The organism is Streptomyces sp. NPDC005151, assembly GCF_053599875.1.
In genome coordinates, this window is record NZ_JBSFYR010000010.1 from 49,708 (window position 1) to 64,984 (window position 15,277).

12 protein-coding genes and 1 pseudogene are annotated in these 15,277 nt (G+C 70.4%); 8 read left to right on the forward strand and 5 right to left on the reverse strand.

The genetic code is table 11. From position 1 onward, the window contains the following. Positions 1-2: 2 nt before the first annotated feature. A pseudogene (locus ACWD6R_RS08440) lies at positions 3-593 on the forward strand (phosphatase); the annotation flags it as partial. Between the two features lie 6 nt (positions 594-599). Here the strand turns inward: ACWD6R_RS08440 and ACWD6R_RS08445 are convergent. The 3 genes from ACWD6R_RS08445 to ACWD6R_RS08455 form a co-directional block, all read right to left on the reverse strand. After that, positions 600-1,700 carry an AI-2E family transporter gene (locus tag ACWD6R_RS08445; RefSeq protein WP_451817990.1) on the reverse strand — a complete coding sequence of 367 codons (1,101 nt, stop codon included), beginning with the start codon at positions 1,698-1,700 and terminating at the stop codon, positions 600-602. Positions 1,701-1,786: 86 nt separating this feature from the next. Next, positions 1,787-2,749 (reverse strand): pirin family protein, encoded by a 963-nt coding sequence (locus ACWD6R_RS08450; protein WP_451817991.1) that lies wholly within the window; start codon positions 2,747-2,749, stop codon positions 1,787-1,789. A gap of 173 nt (positions 2,750-2,922) precedes the next feature. Then, positions 2,923-3,363: an SseB family protein gene (locus ACWD6R_RS08455; RefSeq protein ID WP_037701899.1), complete on the reverse strand. Its 441-nt coding sequence runs from the start codon at positions 3,361-3,363 to the stop codon at positions 2,923-2,925. A gap of 172 nt (positions 3,364-3,535) precedes the next feature. Between ACWD6R_RS08455 and ACWD6R_RS08460 the strand changes: the two genes are divergently transcribed. From ACWD6R_RS08460 to ACWD6R_RS08485, 6 genes are all read left to right on the forward strand, one after another. Next, positions 3,536-5,362 (forward strand): acyl-CoA dehydrogenase, encoded by a 1,827-nt coding sequence (locus tag ACWD6R_RS08460; protein ID WP_451817992.1) that lies wholly within the window; start codon positions 3,536-3,538, stop codon positions 5,360-5,362. Positions 5,363-5,465: 103 nt separating this feature from the next. After that, a complete protein-coding gene (locus ACWD6R_RS08465) occupies positions 5,466-6,089 on the forward strand; it encodes a Uma2 family endonuclease (protein WP_451817993.1) in 624 nt (207 codons plus the stop codon). 241 nt (positions 6,090-6,330) lie between these two features. Then, positions 6,331-7,629 (forward strand): M18 family aminopeptidase, encoded by a 1,299-nt coding sequence (locus ACWD6R_RS08470; RefSeq protein ID WP_451817994.1) that lies wholly within the window; start codon positions 6,331-6,333, stop codon positions 7,627-7,629. Positions 7,630-7,717: 88 nt separating this feature from the next. Beyond that, entirely contained in the window at positions 7,718-7,930 is a 213-nt protein-coding gene (locus ACWD6R_RS08475) for a DUF6458 family protein (protein ID WP_451817995.1), read from the forward strand. 96 nt (positions 7,931-8,026) lie between these two features. Further along, positions 8,027-10,900: an AfsR/SARP family transcriptional regulator gene (locus ACWD6R_RS08480; RefSeq protein ID WP_451817996.1), complete on the forward strand. Its 2,874-nt coding sequence runs from the start codon at positions 8,027-8,029 to the stop codon at positions 10,898-10,900. A gap of 212 nt (positions 10,901-11,112) precedes the next feature. After that, positions 11,113-11,805 carry a DUF4232 domain-containing protein gene (locus ACWD6R_RS08485; protein ID WP_451817997.1) on the forward strand — a complete coding sequence of 231 codons (693 nt, stop codon included), beginning with the start codon at positions 11,113-11,115 and terminating at the stop codon, positions 11,803-11,805. 13 nt (positions 11,806-11,818) lie between these two features. Here ACWD6R_RS08485 and ACWD6R_RS08490 read toward each other — a convergent pair whose 3' ends face one another. Continuing rightward, a complete protein-coding gene (locus ACWD6R_RS08490; RefSeq protein ID WP_451817998.1) occupies positions 11,819-13,636 on the reverse strand; it encodes an NHL domain-containing thioredoxin family protein in 1,818 nt (605 codons plus the stop codon). 121 nt (positions 13,637-13,757) lie between these two features. Here ACWD6R_RS08490 and ACWD6R_RS08495 point away from each other — a divergent pair, with 121 nt between their 5' ends. Beyond that, positions 13,758-14,267, forward strand: a complete 510-nt coding sequence (locus ACWD6R_RS08495; protein WP_451817999.1) for an LURP-one-related/scramblase family protein — start codon at positions 13,758-13,760, stop codon at positions 14,265-14,267. Between the two features lie 94 nt (positions 14,268-14,361). On the opposite strand, the gene ACWD6R_RS08500 is transcribed toward ACWD6R_RS08495, so the two are convergent. Further along, complete coding sequence (locus tag ACWD6R_RS08500; protein ID WP_451818000.1) at positions 14,362-15,162, reverse strand: carbon-nitrogen family hydrolase; 801 nt, start codon at positions 15,160-15,162, stop codon at positions 14,362-14,364. Between the last annotated feature and the right edge of the window lie 115 nt (positions 15,163-15,277).

Sequence of the window (15,277 nt, forward strand, 5' to 3'; positions counted from 1 at the left end):
CAATGCGCACCGAGGACGTCCTGGCCGCGACGGCGACCGGCCTGTGGCGCTGGGACAACGGAGCCGGGACCGTCACGCTCGACGCGGAGGCGGCCCGGCTGCTGTAGCTGCCCGCCGAAGCCGGTGTCTTCCGGGAGGCCGCGGTGCGCGCGCGTTTCCATCCGGTCGACTGGAACGAAATCTACGGAGTGGTGAACCTCGCGGTCGTCGAGGGCACCCTGGCCGAGGCGCGGCTGCGGATCGTGGACGACCGCGGGCGGGTGCTCCGTACCGTACGCACCCGTTCCAAACCACTGCCGACGGGCAGCGAGGACTACGTGCTGGTCGGCACGCTCCAGGAGGTCGCCGAGCCGCAGCCGGGAACCACCGGCGCGCACACCCCCATCACCGGGGACTGGCGCCGCTCCCGGGAGGCGTTCCTCCTGGACGAGGGGCGGGCGCTGGCCGAGGCCCGGTCGACCGCCGAGGTGCTGCGGGTCGCCGCGTCGCTCTCCATGCCCGGGTTCTCGCCGGACGGGCTCGCCGTCTTCGGTGTCGCGGGCGACCGCCTGACGATCATCGGGCACCACGGGCACACCATGGGCGACGAGGACAGGCTCTCAGCCGCCGGAGGGGCCCGGCGGGGTGGACGGGCCCGGTGGGGCGGACGGCGGCTCGTCCGTGGCGTCGCGCGTGCGGAGTTCGCCGATGATGCCGAATGCCGCCGCGCACACCGGTACCGCCAGCAGCATGCCCAGCAGACCCGCGACACTCGCGCCCGCAGTCAGCGCGATCATGATGGTGGCCGGGTGCATCTGGACCGTACGGCTCTGGATCATCGGCTGCAGGACATGGCCCTCCAGCACCTGTACCGCGAGGACGATCCCCAGCGCCCAGAGCGCGATCACGAACCCCCGGTCGGCGAGAGCCACCAGAACGGCGACGGCGCCCGAGATGAACGCCCCGAGGTACGGGATGTACGCGCCGACGAAGACCAGCGCCCCCAGCCCCACTGCCCCGGGAACCCGCAGGATCAACAGACCTACGGTGATGCAGGTGGCATCGATCAGCGCGATGAACGTCGTGCCGCGCATGAAGCCCTCGACCGCTTCGAACGCCCGCCGCCCCATCGCCTCGACCAGGTCACCGGTGCCGCGCGGGGCGACGGAGTGCGCGAGGTCCACGGCGCGGTCGGAGTCGCGCAGGAAGAAGAAGGTCAGCAGCAGGGCGAGGACGCTGGTCGCGATCAGCGAGCCGATCAGGCTGATCCCGGTGAGCAGTCCGCCCGCGGCGCTCGCGCCGAATTTTTCGACGAGTTTCCGCGCGTTGGTGACGAGGGCGTCCACATTGGTGTTCCGGGCGATCCCGAAGTGGTCGATGACCCACTGCCCGGCGTCCTTCAGTGAATGGACGATCTGATCGCCGGTGTCGATGAATGCGGTGACGACGATGTACCCGGCGCCGCCGCCGATCGCGACGAGCAGCGCGCAGGTGAGCCCGGCGGCCAACGACCGGTTCACCCCTCGGGCGGCCAGCCAGCGGTGGACGGGACCGAGCAGCGCCGTACCGAGCAGTGCGAGCAGCACCGGGGTGACGGCCGTCTTGAAGATGATGCACAGCCAGATGGCGACCGCGGCAACGCCGGTGACCAGCAGAAGCACGGCGCACCAGGCGGCTGTTCGCCGGGCGATGTCGGGCAGGAGGGGTTTCCGGTTATCCACCCTCCCACCCGATCACGGTGCGGGAGCTGTGTCCCGCCTGTACGACCGAATGGGTGACGGGCCGTCAGAACGACCCGTCACCCAGATCACTCACCCATGCCGTGGACTGCGGGCACGGTGCCGAGGCGGCCGGCCTGGAAGTCCTCGAAGGCCTGCTTCAGTTCGGCCTGGCTGTTCATGACGAACGGCCCGTAGTGCGCCATCGGCTCCCGGATCGGGCGGCCGCCGAGCAGGACGACCTCCAGGTCCGGGGTGTGGCCGTCCTGCTTCTCGTCCGCGCGGACGGTCAGCGAGGAGCCGGTGCCGAAGACGGCGGTCTGCCCCATGTGGACGGGGCGGCGCTCCTGACCGACCGTGCCGCGCCCGGCCATCACGTACGCAAGTCCGTTGAAGTCCTCGCGCCACGGCAGGGTCACCTCGGCGCCGGGGCGCACGGTGGCGTGGATCATCGCGATCGGGGTGTGGGTGACCCCCGGACCCTCGTGCCCGTCGAGCTCGCCGGCGATGACGCGGAGCAGCGCGCCGCCGTCCGGGGAGGCGAGGAGCTGGACCTGGCCGCCGCGGATGTCCTGGTAGCGGGGGGCCATCATCTTGTCGGCCTTGGGCAGGTTCACCCAGAGCTGCAGCCCGTGGAAGAGGCCGCCCGACATCACGAGGGACTCCGGCGGCGCCTCGATGTGCAGGAGGCCGGATCCGGCCGTCATCCACTGGGTGTCACCGTTGCGGATGGTGCCGCCGCCACCGTTGCTGTCCTGGTGGACGAAGGTTCCGTCGATCAGGTACGTCACGGTCTCGAAGCCGCGGTGCGGGTGCCACGGGGTGCCCTTCGGCTCTCCGGGCTGGTACTCCACCTCACCCATCTGATCCATCATGATGAACGGGTCGAGGTACTTGTAGTTGATCCCGGCGAACGCGCGGCGAACCGGGAAGCCTTCGCCCTCGAATCCGCTCGGCGCCGTCGTGACGGCGAGCACGGGACGGGCCGTGGCGTCGCCCGAGGCGGCGACCTTGGGCAGGGTCAGTGGGTTTTCGACGGTCACTGCGGGCATGGGAGCCACCTCCGGGATTGTTCTGACTTCAATTTAGTTGAACAGTGAACATCTTGCAAGGGCCGCGGCATTCCCGCACCGCCGCAGGACCTCCCCGGACAACGAGAAGGGGCCCGCACCCGACAGGTACGGACCCCTTCTCGAAGGTCAGGAATCAGACGTCTGCGAAGCACCTAGCCATACATGCGACGCATCGCGAAGTCGACCATCTGCTCCACGGCCTTGGCGTCGAAGACCATGCGGTGCTCGCCCTCCATGTCGAGGACGAAGCCGTAGCCGGTCGGCAGCAGATCGATCACCTCGGCGCCGGTGATCACGAAGTACTTGGACTCCTTGCCCGCGTACAGCCGCAGCTCCTTGAGCGTGGTGAACATGGGGATCACCGGCTGCTGGGTGTTGTGCAGGGCGAGGAAGCCGGGGTTGTCGCCGCGCGGGCAGTAGACCTTCGACGACGCGAAGATCTGCTGGAAGTCCTCGGCGGACAGAGAACCCGTGGTGAAGGCCCGTACCGCATCACCGAGGGAGGGCGGTGAGGGCTCGGGATACAGCGGCTGCTCGCCGTAGCCGCCACCCATCTGCTGCTGTGCGCCCTGGTTCTGGTCGTAGCCGTACATACCGCAAAGAGTAATCGGACACATCAGGCCCTTGAGGGGTTGCGTCTTATTACTGACGGGTAGCATCATCGGTGAGGTCAGCTGATATACGCACCGCCAGCTCGTCGCCCGCCCGGCCCTCACCCCTCCCCGGGGCGCTGTGCGCCACTGCTATTGATTACGGAGCCTTCCCATGGGGCACTACAAGTCGAATCTCCGCGACATCGAGTTCAACCTCTTCGAGGTCCTCGGGCGCGACAAGCTGTACGGCACCGGACCGTTCGCGGAGATGGACGTCGAGACCGCGAAGAGCATCCTCGACGAGGTCAACCGCCTCGCCGAGAACGAGCTCGCCGACTCGTTCGCCGACGCCGACCGCAACCCGCCGGTCTTCGACCCGGAGACCAACACCGCACCGGTCCCGGCCTCCTTCAAGAAGTCCTACCAGGCCTTCATGGACTCCGAGTACTGGCGCCTGGGTCTGCCCGAGGAGATCGGCGGCACCACCTCGCCGCGCTCCCTGATCTGGTCCTACGCGGAGCTGCTCCTCGGCTCGAACCCGGCCGTGTGGATGTACTCCTCCGGCCCGGCGTTCGCCGGAATCCTCTTCGACGAGGGCAACGAGGCGCAGAAGAAGATCGCCGAGATCGCCGTCGAGAAGCAGTGGGGCTCGACGATGGTGCTGACCGAGCCGGACGCCGGTTCGGACGTCGGCGCCGGCCGCACGAAGGCCGTCGAGCAGGAGGACGGCTCCTGGCACATCGAGGGTGTGAAGCGCTTCATCACCTCGGGCGAGCACGACATGTCCGAGAACATCATTCACTACGTGCTGGCCCGCCCCGCGGGCGCAGGCCCCGGCACGAAGGGCCTGTCGCTCTTCATGGTCCCGAAGTTCCACTTCGACTGGACCACCGGCGAGTTGGGCGAGCGCAACGGCGTGTACGCGACGAACGTCGAGCACAAGATGGGCCTCAAGGCGTCCAACACGTGCGAGATGACGTTCGGCGACCAGCACCCCGCCAAGGGCTGGCTGATCGGTGACAGGCACGACGGCATCCGCCAGATGTTCCGCATCATCGAGTTCGCCCGGATGATGGTCGGCACGAAGGCCATCGCCACCCTCTCGACGGGTTACCTGAACGCGCTGGAGTACGCCAAGGAGCGCGTCCAGGGCACCGACCTGGCGAACTTCATGGACAAGAGCGCGCCCAAGGTCACCATCACGCACCACCCCGACGTGCGCCGTTCGCTGATGACGCAGAAGGCGTACGCGGAGGGCATGCGCTCCCTCGTGCTGTACACCGCTTCCGTCCAGGACGCGATCCAGGAGAAGGAGGCCGCGGGCGAGGACGCGAAGGCGCTGCACGGCCTCAACGACCTGCTGCTCCCGATCGTGAAGGGCTACGGCTCCGAGAAGTCGTACGAGCAGCTGGCGCAGTCGCTCCAGACGTTCGGCGGCTCCGGGTACCTCCAGGAGTACCCGATCGAGCAGTACATCCGGGACGCCAAGATCGACACCCTCTACGAGGGCACGACGGCCATCCAGGGCCAGGACTTCTTCTTCCGGAAGATCGTCCGTGACCAGGGTGCCTCGCTCAACGCGCTGTCGGAGGAGATCAAGAAGTTCCTCGCGGGCGCCCAGGGCAACGAGGAGCTGTCCGGCGCGCTGGACTCGCTCGCCAAGGCGGCCGTGGACCTGGAGGCGATCGTCGGCACGATGGTCGCCGACCTCACCGCGACCGGCGAGGACGTCAAGAACATCTACAAGGTGGGCCTCAACACCACCCGCCTGCTGCTGGCCTCCGGCGATGTCGTCGTCGGCTACCTGCTGCTGAAGGGCGCGGCCGTGGCGGCCGAGAAGCTGCCGACCGCCTCCGCGAAGGACGTCGCCTTCTACCAGGGCAAGATCGCCGCCGCGAAGTTCTTCGCCGCGAACGTCCTGCCGGGCGTCTCGGCCGAGCGCGCGCTCGCCGAGGCGGTCGACGGTTCGCTGATGGAGCTGGACGAGGCCGCGTTCTAGGCCCCGCCCGAGATCGTCAACACGCACCGTCACCCGGAACTTTCGGGTGGCGGTGCTGTCGTATCAGCTGGGTACGCTGAGTGCACGGCCGAGAATCCCGTCCATGGGAGGAACCATGACCGCCGAGGCACTGCCCGAAGCGTCGCAGCCGCGGCGCGACGATTCCCCGTGGCCGGTCCCGCCGCCGGACGGCTACACCGTGGATGATCTCTTCACGCTTCACCACCTCCCGCCGCACACAGAGCTGATCGACGGGAGCCTGGTTTTCGTGAGTCCGCAGCGGAAGTTCCACACGCTGGCGACGTATCTGCTGGAACAGGGGCTGCGCAGCCACGTTCCTGATGATCTGCGCGTTCGCCGTGAAATGGCCGTCGTGCTCGGCAAGCGCAACGTCCCGGAGCCCGACCTCGTCGTGGTGACGGCCGAAGCGGACGGGGATCAGCGCCAGACCCGCTACCAGGCCACCGATGTCCTGCTCGCCGTCGAGGTCGTTTCGCCCGACTCCGAGGCGAGGGACCGCGACACCAAGCCGCACAAGTACGCGGGGGCGGGCATCCCGAATTTCTGGCTCGTCGAGATGGCCGAGAACGACCGGCCCGTGGTCTGGACCTACGCACTCGACCCGGTCAACAAGAAATACGTTTCCACCGGCGTCCACCACGACCGGCTGAAGCTCTCCGCTCCGTACGACATCGACATCGACTTGACCGCCATCGACCGGCTGTAGACCTGGTCTCCCGGACGGACCGGGCCCAGTACCGGCACCACGGGCACAGCGGTCGTCCCCGACAAGCAGGTCAAGGAGTTCGCCGCCATGTTCGCCGAGCGGGCGCAGCAGGCCCAGAACGGCGAGACGCCCTCCGCTGCGCTCCCCGGCCGCTGAGCGGGCGACCACGTACGGCGCCCGCCGCAGCCGGCCGCGGGGCGACGGTGAATCCGGCCGGTCCGGCCTCGTTACAGTGAAGAACATGAGTTCTCCCCTCCGCTTCGACCGCGGTCACACCGACGACCTGATGGCCTTCCTGATGGCCAGCCCCTCCCCGTACCACGCCGTGGCCACCGCCGCGGCGCGGCTGGAGAAGGCCGGCTTCCGACAGGTCGAGGAGACCGCGGCCTGGGACGCTTCCACCGGCGGGAAGTACGTGCTGCGCGGCGGGGCGATCGTCGCCTGGTACGTGCCGGAAGGTGCCGGGGCGCACACCCCCTTCCGGATCGCCGGGGCGCACACCGACTCGCCGAATCTGCGGGTGAAGCCGCTGCCCGACACGGGGTCGTACGGCTGGCGGCAGATCGCCGTCGAGGTGTACGGCGGCACGCTGCTCAACACCTGGCTGGACCGGGACCTCGGTCTCGCGGGCCGGATCAGCCTGCGCGACGGCACGCACCGGCTGGTCAACATCGACCGGCCGCTGCTGCGCGTGCCTCAGCTGGCCGTGCATCTGGACCGGTCGGCCAACACCGACGGCCTCAAGCTCGACCGGCAGAAGCACATGCAGCCGATCTGGGGGCTCGGGGACGTCGAGGAGGGCGACCTGATCCGGTTCGTCGCCGAGGAGGCGGGTGTCGCCGACGACGACGTGACCGGCTGGGACCTGATGCCGCACGCCGTGGAGCCGCCGGCCTACCTGGGCCGGGACCGCGAGCTGCTGGCCGGGCCGCGGATGGACAACCTGCTCTCCGTGCACGCGGCGACGGCAGCGCTCGCCGCCGTCGCCGGACAGCCGGACGACGAGATTCCGTACATCCCGGTGCTGGCCGCGTTCGACCATGAGGAGAACGGTTCGCAGTCCGACACCGGCGCGGACGGCCCGCTGCTCGGCACGGTGCTGGAGCGCTCCGTCTTCGCCCGCGGCGGTACGTACGAGGACCGTGCCCGGGCGTTCGCGGGGACCGTCTGCCTCTCCTCCGACACCGGTCACGCGATCCACCCCAACTACGGGGAGCGCCACGACCCGACGCACCACCCGGTCGCGAACGGCGGGCCGATCCTCAAGGTCAACGTCAATATGCGGTACGCGACGGACGGCAGCGGCCGGGCCGTGTTCGCGGCGGCGTGCGAGAAGGCGGGCGTGCCCTGGCAGACGTTCGTCTCCAACAACTCGATGCCGTGCGGCACGACGATCGGCCCGATCACCGCGGCCCGGCACGGCATCCAGACCGTGGACATCGGCGTCGCGATCCTGTCGATGCACAGTGCGCGTGAGCTGTGCGGCGCGGACGACCCGTATCTGCTGGCGAACGCGCTGGCGTCGTTCCTGGCCGGCTGATCGGCCTTCCGCACATGGTTGTTGCCGGGCCGGGTACGCGATCCGTACACCGGCCCGGAGCCTCCGGGCCGCCGAGGAGGCGTGACCCATGGGACTCGGAGGGTGCATCATCCTCATCGCCGTCGGAGCGGTACTCACCTTCGCCACCGACTGGAAGATGGACACCGTCAATGTCGACCTGGTCAGCTGGATCATGATGATCGTCGGCGTCTTCGTCCACGCGAGTATCGCGCGGCGCCGCCGGCTGGTCGTACCGCCCAGCACCACGGTCCTGTCCGACGACGAGCGCCGCGGCCTCTGAACCGACTCCGGCCTCTTTTCTGTTGCGGCGCCGCTCACAGCGGTTCCGCGTGGCCCCGGGCGGTAATCTGGGTTCTTTGCCCGCGGAGGAGTATCAGTGGAGTTCCGCCTGCTCGGCGCGGTGTCCGTAGCCACCGAAACCGGTGATCTGCCGCTCGGCCCCGCCAAGCGCCGCAGTCTGCTCGCCGCACTGCTCCTGCACCCCAACGCTCCCGTCCCCATGAGCCACTTGATGGACGCCCTGTGGGAGGACGAACCACCGGCACATGCCCGTACGGTCGTACAGGGGCACGTCTCACGGCTGCGCGCCCTGCTCACCGGCAACCGTGCGGACGAGTACGGGGTCGTCCTGGACACCCACGGATCCTCGTACGTTCTGCGGATGCCGGAAAGTCTGCTGGACGCCCACCGGTTCGAGGAACTGCTCATGCTGGCGCGGGAGCAGCGCAGCCCCGCCGATGCCATAGTGATGCTGAAGGAGGCCCTGTCGCTGTGGCAGGGTCCCGCGCTCACCGGCGCGTTCCCGAGTCCGCCGCTGCAGGCGGCCGCGCAGGCGATGGAGGAGTCGCGGCTGGCGGCGGTCGAACACATGGCGCGCGCGTACGCCACGCTGGGCGAACATCACCGGGCCGCCGCCGTGCTGAAGGCCCAGGCCGTCATGCATCCGATGCGGGAATCGCTGGCTGCGGCCCTGATGACGGCGCTGTACCGGGCGGGACGGCAGTCGGAGGCGCTGGACTGGTTCCACCGCACACGGCGGCTGCTCGCCGACGAGCTGGGGGTCGATCCGGGGCGCGAGCTGGCGGATGCGTACACGCTGATCCTGCAGGGCGAGATGCCTGCGGAGGATGCCGGGACGGGTCGGCCGGCCGGTCGTGGCAGGCCGCCGGCTGCCGGCACGGCCGGGCGGTCGGCCCGGAACGGTGATCAGGACCCCGCCCCGGCCCGGGACCTGGACCGTGCCGCCCCCACCGGCGGGTCCGGCCCCGTCCTTGCGGCGGCCGAGACCCTGCAGGGACCCGGCCGGACCGGCAGGCGCCCCCTCCCCATGACGCACCACGCGGACCTGCTGCCCCGTGCGCCACGCGGCTTCCACGGGCGCGTCGCCGAACTGGCCGCGCTCTCCCGAGCCACGGCGGGCGAGGCACCGGTCTGCCTGATCACCGGACCCGTCGGCGTGGGAAAGACCGCGCTGGCCCTGCAGTGGGCGCACCGCAACCCCGGGGCCTTCCCGGACGGACGGCTCTTCGCCGATCTGCGCGGGTTCAGCGACACCGGCGAGCCCGTCCCCCTCGACGTCCTCCGTGAGTTCCTGCTCGCGCTCGGCGTCGCACCGCGCCGCATCCCCGAGTCCGTTTCGGCCGCCGCCGCGCTCTTCCGTTCCCTGACCGACCGGCGCCGTCTGCTCGTCATCCTCGACAACGTCCGTGAATCCGCCCAGATCCGGCCGCTGCTGCCGGGTGGCACCGACTGCGTCACGGTCGTCACCAGCCGGAACCGACTGGAGGGCCTCATCGTCTCGGACGCGGCCCGTCCCGTCCCGCTGAACGTTCTCGGGCACCCGGACGGCACGGCCCTGCTGGCGGGTGTTCTCGGGGAGGAGCGGGTTCTCGCGGAACCCGTGGCGGCCAAGCGGCTCGCCGAACTCTGCGGCGGGCTGCCGCTCGCCCTGCGGGTCACGGCGGCCCGGCTGGCGGGGCGTCCGCAGTGGACGCTCGCCCGGATGGCCACCGAACTCGCCGACGAGCGCAGCAGGCTGAGCTACCTCGATGTGGAGGACACCGGGGTCTCGGCCGCGCTGCGGCTGACCGTGCAGCAACTGCCGCCCGACGCGGTCCACCAGTTCGCCCGGCTCGGCCACCATCCCGGCAGCCACTTCGACCGGTACTCCGCGGCCGCACTCGCCGGCACGGACCCGGTCACCGCCGCCGCCACGCTGGAACGGCTCGCCGCCGCCCATCTCGTCACCGAGACGGCGCCCGGGCGCTGGGTGCTGCACGACCTGGTACGTCTCTACGCCCACGGTCTCGATCCCGCCTCCGGGACCGAGGCCCTCGTCGGTGTTCTCGACCACTACATCGCCACCGCCCTCGCCGCCGCCGACACGGCCGAACCCGGTGGTGAGCCTTGCTTCGTCCTCCCGGACGACTACCACCGCCCAGCCGCCGTAAGGGATTTCACCGACCGGGCGGCGGCGATGCACTGGCTGGCCACCGAACGCGACGATCTGGCCCGGGCGGCCGTCGCGGCCCGGACCGCCGGGTTCGACGACCGGGCCTGGCGGATCATCCTGCTCCAGTGGCCCCAGGTGGTCTGGCGGGTACGGGACAGCTGGACGCCGCTCCTGGAACTCGCGCTGGAGGCGGCTCGTGCCCGCTGCGATCCGTACGCCGAGTCGCGGGTGATCAACCTGTTGGGCTGGGTGCTGACCGAGGAGGGCAGGACCGCCGAGGCCGTCGCCCTGCTGGAACGCTCTCCCGGCCTCGCCCGGCAGGCAGGTGACCGGCTCGGTGAGGCGACCGCGCTGATCAACCTGGCCGTCGTCCAGGCCGCACAAGGCGGACTCGAAGCGGCGTTGGAGGACTGCGAGCGGGCCGTCGGCCTGGCCCGCGAGGAGCGCGACGCGCACACCGAGATGCTCGCCCTGCAGCACCTCGCCCGGATACAGCTCGACGAGAACCGCCCGAAGGACGCCCTCGACTCCGCCCGGACTGCGCTCGACCTGGGGCCCGAGCACGAGGAGGCCGCTCGCCGGGTCCTGCTGCTGACCGTCAGCGGCCGGGCGCGCCTTGCCCTCGGCGAGGAGAGCGACGGCATCCGGCTGCTCGACCGGGCGGCCGGCGAGGCTGAACGCGCCGGTTACGACGAGGGCGCGGTACGGGCCCTCGAAGCGCTGCTGCGGGTGACGGCGGAGACGGGGTACCGCGAACGGTACGAGCGGGCGGTACGACGGCTCACGGACGACGGGTGAGCCGCGGGCCACAGGGGCGCGCGGCAGCGCGTTCCGGGGCGGGCCGCGCCCCTCCCTGCGCCGGGGGTTCCGCGCGGACGTCAGCGGGACGTTAGCGGCGCGGCAGCAGAACGTGAGCGCCAGCCGGAAGACTGAGGGATGTCAGCAGGTCAGGGGCGGTTCGCCGCAGGAACCCGGACCTTCGCATCACTGTCATATTCGGGGGAATCTCCATGCGTACGTTCCACAGCCGCACCACGGTCCTCAGCGCCGCCGCCACCGCTGTGCTCGCCCTGGCACTCACCGCCTGCGGCGGGGAGGACGCCGGCACGAAGTCCGCCGGACCGGCGAACGGCTCCGCACCGGCCGCGGAGTCGTCGAAGTCCGCGCAGACCGGCGACACCGCGCAGGCCGGCGGTGCCGTGACGGACACCGCCGCCGCGAAGGGAAGCGGCAGCGCCAAGGGAGCTGCTGCGAAGGGATCCACCGGAACGTCCTCCTCGTCCGCCGCCACCTGCACCACCAAGGACGTCACCATCAGCGCCGCCTACCAGGGCGGCCCGCCCTACACGCACATCGTCCTGACCGCGAAGAACACCTCGGGTCACAGCTGCCGGCTGAACGGCTTCCCGGAGATCCAGTTCCTGGAGAGCCACAAGGAGAACGTGCCGGCGGTCGCCAAGAGCAAGCCGCCCACGCCCATCGTGCTCACCGCGGGCGCCCCCGCCTACGCGCTGGTGAAGCTGTCGGACGGCGGGGTCGACGAGGACAACGAGCCTGTCACGGCGTTCTCCGTCACGCTCACGGGAGGCGGCGGCATGGCCACCGTGAAGGCGCCCGGCAGCGAGGGCATCGCCGTCGACCCGGCGAAGTGGGCGACCGGCTACTGGACGTACGAGCTGCGCAACGGCGCGGACGACTTCTGAGCCCGTCGGTCCGTCAGGCCTGCTCGTCCATTCCGGCGAGCACCAGCGGCAGCCGCGGCGTTCCCTGCGCACTCACGCGGACGGGGACGCCCCAGTCCTGCTGGTGGACGTGGCAGGCCGGGTACTCGTTCTCCGGGTCGTCGTCGCAGGACGCCGCCATCGCGGACACATGCAGGACTCCTTCGGTGACGCCGTCGGCCAGGACCAGGTCGCGGAAGAGATCGGTGCCGGGCCCCGCACCCTCCGCCAGCAGCTCGGACGGGGTCGACGAGACCAGCAGCCGGGTCGAGGGACCGTAGCGGGTGTCCAGCTTCTGCCCGGCGGGCGCCTGGAAGACCACGTCGAGCCGGAGCGTGCCGGGGGAGATCTCGGTGGCCGCGCGCTGGGTGCGGTGCGCCTGGTCGGCGACGCGTACGGCTTCCTCGGGCAACCGCAGCCGGGTCAGCCGGTGCCGGGCGGACTCGACGACGACGAGATCGCCGTCGACCAGCACCGCGTCGCTCGGCTCGCGCAGATCCGTGGCCAGCGTGGTGACCTCGCCACTGGCGGGGTCGTAACGGCGCAGGGCGTGGTTGTACGTGTCGCTGACGGCGACGGACCCGTCCGGCAGCGCGGTGACGCCCAGCGGGTGCTGGAAGAGCGCCTGGCCGGCGGCGCCGTCGCGGTGGCCGAAGTCGAAGAGGCCGGTGCCGACGACGGTGTGCACGGTCCCGTCCCGGTCCACGTACCGCAGCGCGGACGTCTCCGAGTCGGCGACCCAGAGCCGGTCGCCGTCGGCCGAGGCGGCAAGCCCGGACGGCTGGGCGAACCACGCCTCGTCGGCCGGACCGTCGACCAGTCCTTCGTTGGTCGTACCCGCGGCGACCTGCACGGTTCCGGAGTCGGGGTCGTACGACCACAGCTGGTGCACGCCCGCCATGGCGATCCACAGCCGGTCCGCGAACCAGGCGACGTCCCACGGGGAGGAGAGGTCGACCTCGCTCGCCGGGCCGGTCGTCGAAGAGCCCTGCCACCACTGGCGGCCGGTGCCGGCGAGGGTCGTCGTCACCCCGGTCGTGAGATCGAGGGCGCGGATGGCGTGGTTGACGGTGTCGGCGACGGCGATCCGGCCGTCGGGCAGCACGGCGAGCCCCTGCGGCTCGCTGAACCGCACCTCGTCGGGTCCTCCGTCCGCGAACCCGCGGTCCCCGGTGCCGAAGTGGCGGCGCACCGTTTCGCCGTCGGGGTCGAGCTCGACGAGGCGGTGCCGGGTGGTGTCGGAGACCAGGAAGCCGCCGTCGGCCAGCAGCAGGGCCTTGCCGGGGAAGCGCAGATGCGTGGCGACGGGCTCGGGCGCCACATACGGGCCGTCACCGCGGCGTAGCGTGCCCTTCTCGGCGTGCTCGGCCTCCAGCTCCTCGACGAGCCTCTCGATGGCGTGCGCATGGCCCTCGCCGGCGTGCTGGGCGACGACATAGCCCTCGGGGTCGATGACGACGAGCGTCGGCCAGGCCCGTACGGCGTACTGCTTCCAGGTGGCGAGCTCGGGGTCGTCGAGGACGGGGTGGTGGACCTCGTACCGCTCGACGGCATCGACGACGGCCTGGTGCTCGGCCTCGTGGACGAACTTCGGCGAGTGCACACCGATGATCACCACGGTGTCGCGGTGCTTCTCCTCCAGCTCGCGCAGCTCATCGAGGACATGCAGACAGTTCACACAGCAAAATGTCCAAAAATCCAGAATGACAACGCGCCCTCGCAGGTCAGCGAGGGTGTACTGGTGGTCACCGGTATTGAGCCAGCCGCCCTTGCCGACCAGCTCGGGGGCCCTGACGCGCGCACGTGTTGCCATGTGAAAAGTCAACATCACCGTGGTGCGTCCGCATTCCGGAGGGTCTCCGGCATTTTTGAGGTCCCACGCGTCCCGGGGAGTCTCACGCATCCCGGGGGGTCACCGGGGGAACCTGTCAGCCATGAGATTCCTGGTGCGTGAGCGACTGTTCGCTGTCGGCGACGACTACTGGATCGAGGACGCGGACGGGCGCAAGGTCTTCCTCGTCGACGGCAAGGCGATGCGGGTGCGCGACACCTTCGAGCTCAAGGACGCGCAGGGCCGGATCCTGGTCGAGATCCGGCAGAAGCTGCTCAGCCTGCGCGACACGATGCTCATCGAGCGCGACGGCGAGCAGCTCGCCAGGGTCAAGCGGAAGCGGCTCTCGCTGCTGCGCAACCATTACCGGGTGACGCTGGTCGACGGCACCGAGCTCGATGTCAGCGGCAAGATCCTGGACCGCGAGTTCGCCATCGACTACGACGGCGAACTCCTGGCCCAGATCTCACGCCGTTGGCTGACCGTACGGGACACGTACGGCATCGATGTCGTACGGGAGGACGCCGACGCGGCACTGCTCATCGCCGTGTCGGTGTGCGTCATCGTGCTCGCGGACAAGGAGCACGACGGCCGACCGGGACGTTTCACGTGAAACCGGGCCCCGCCCGACGGTGGGGCGAGGCCCGGTCCGACGGATACGCCGGCGGATGCCCGACGGTGATGCGAAGTCCGGTCCGACCGACGCGTCAGCAGCCGCTCGACGGCGGGGCGAGACCCAGCCGTCGGTCCTTGAGCGCCGGGAACTGCTCCCGCGTGGTGGCGACCTTCGCCGGGTCGAACTCCACGGTGAGCACCTCCTCGTCCGCGCCCGCCTCGGCGAGCACCTCGCCCCACGGGTCGACGGCGATGCTGTGCCCGGCCTGCTGGACCCCGGCGTGGGTGCCGGCGGTGCCGACGGCCAGGACATACGCCTGGTTCTCCACGGCACGCGCCTGGGCGAGCAGCGTCCAGTGGGCGCGGCGCCGCTCCGGCCAGCCCGCCGGGACGACGAGCGTCTGCGCACCGGCGTCGACAAGGCCGCGGAACAGTTCGGGGAAGCGCAGGTCGTAGCAGGTGGCGAGGCCGAGCGTGGTCTGCGGCAGGGCGACCGTGACCAGGTCCTCGCCGGCTCCCATCATCACCGCCTCGCCCTTGTCGAAGCCGAAGCGGTGGATCTTGCGGTACGCGGCGGCGCGCTCGCCCTCGGGCGTGAAGACCAGCGAGGTGTTGTAGAGCGTGCCGTCGTCGGCGCGCTCCACGAAGGAGCCCGCGTGCAGCCAGACCCCGGCGTCGGCCGCGGCCTTCGCCATCAGGTCGTGGGTGGGTCCCCGGAGCGGTTCCGCCTCGTCGGCGAAGGCGGTGTACGCGAACGCGCCGACCGGCCACAGCTCGGGAAGGACCACCAGATCGGCACCGCGCTGGCCCGCGACCAGGGAAGCGACTCGGTCCCTGCGGGAATTGACGGATTCGTCCGGGTCTACTGCGATCTGGATGAGGGAGGCGCGCACACTACCACCGTCCTGGCATTCGAGCCGTCAACACGGGCCTACGATCGTCACACGAAAGCACTGCCGGGGTGCCTGCTCGCAGCGTAACTTAGCGACCGAACCTCCCACGCAGCCC

What these genes read in the sequence shown, in the direction of transcription:
- ACWD6R_RS08450 (WP_451817991.1), bottom strand. Translation starts at nt 2,749, where the DNA reads ATGCCCGCAGTGACCGTCGAAAACCCACTGACCCTGCCCAAGGTCGCC.
- ACWD6R_RS08455 (WP_037701899.1), bottom strand. Translation starts at nt 3,363, where the DNA reads ATGTACGGCTACGACCAGAACCAGGGCGCACAGCAGCAGATGGGTGGC.
- ACWD6R_RS08460 (WP_451817992.1), top strand. Translation starts at nt 3,536, where the DNA reads ATGGGGCACTACAAGTCGAATCTCCGCGACATCGAGTTCAACCTCTTC.
- ACWD6R_RS08465 (WP_451817993.1), top strand. Translation starts at nt 5,466, where the DNA reads ATGGGAGGAACCATGACCGCCGAGGCACTGCCCGAAGCGTCGCAGCCG.
- ACWD6R_RS08470 (WP_451817994.1), top strand. Translation starts at nt 6,331, where the DNA reads ATGAGTTCTCCCCTCCGCTTCGACCGCGGTCACACCGACGACCTGATG.
- ACWD6R_RS08475 (WP_451817995.1), top strand. Translation starts at nt 7,718, where the DNA reads ATGGGACTCGGAGGGTGCATCATCCTCATCGCCGTCGGAGCGGTACTC.
- ACWD6R_RS08485 (WP_451817997.1), top strand. Translation starts at nt 11,113, where the DNA reads ATGCGTACGTTCCACAGCCGCACCACGGTCCTCAGCGCCGCCGCCACC.
- ACWD6R_RS08490 (WP_451817998.1), bottom strand. Translation starts at nt 13,636, where the DNA reads ATGGCAACACGTGCGCGCGTCAGGGCCCCCGAGCTGGTCGGCAAGGGC.
- ACWD6R_RS08495 (WP_451817999.1), top strand. Translation starts at nt 13,758, where the DNA reads ATGAGATTCCTGGTGCGTGAGCGACTGTTCGCTGTCGGCGACGACTAC.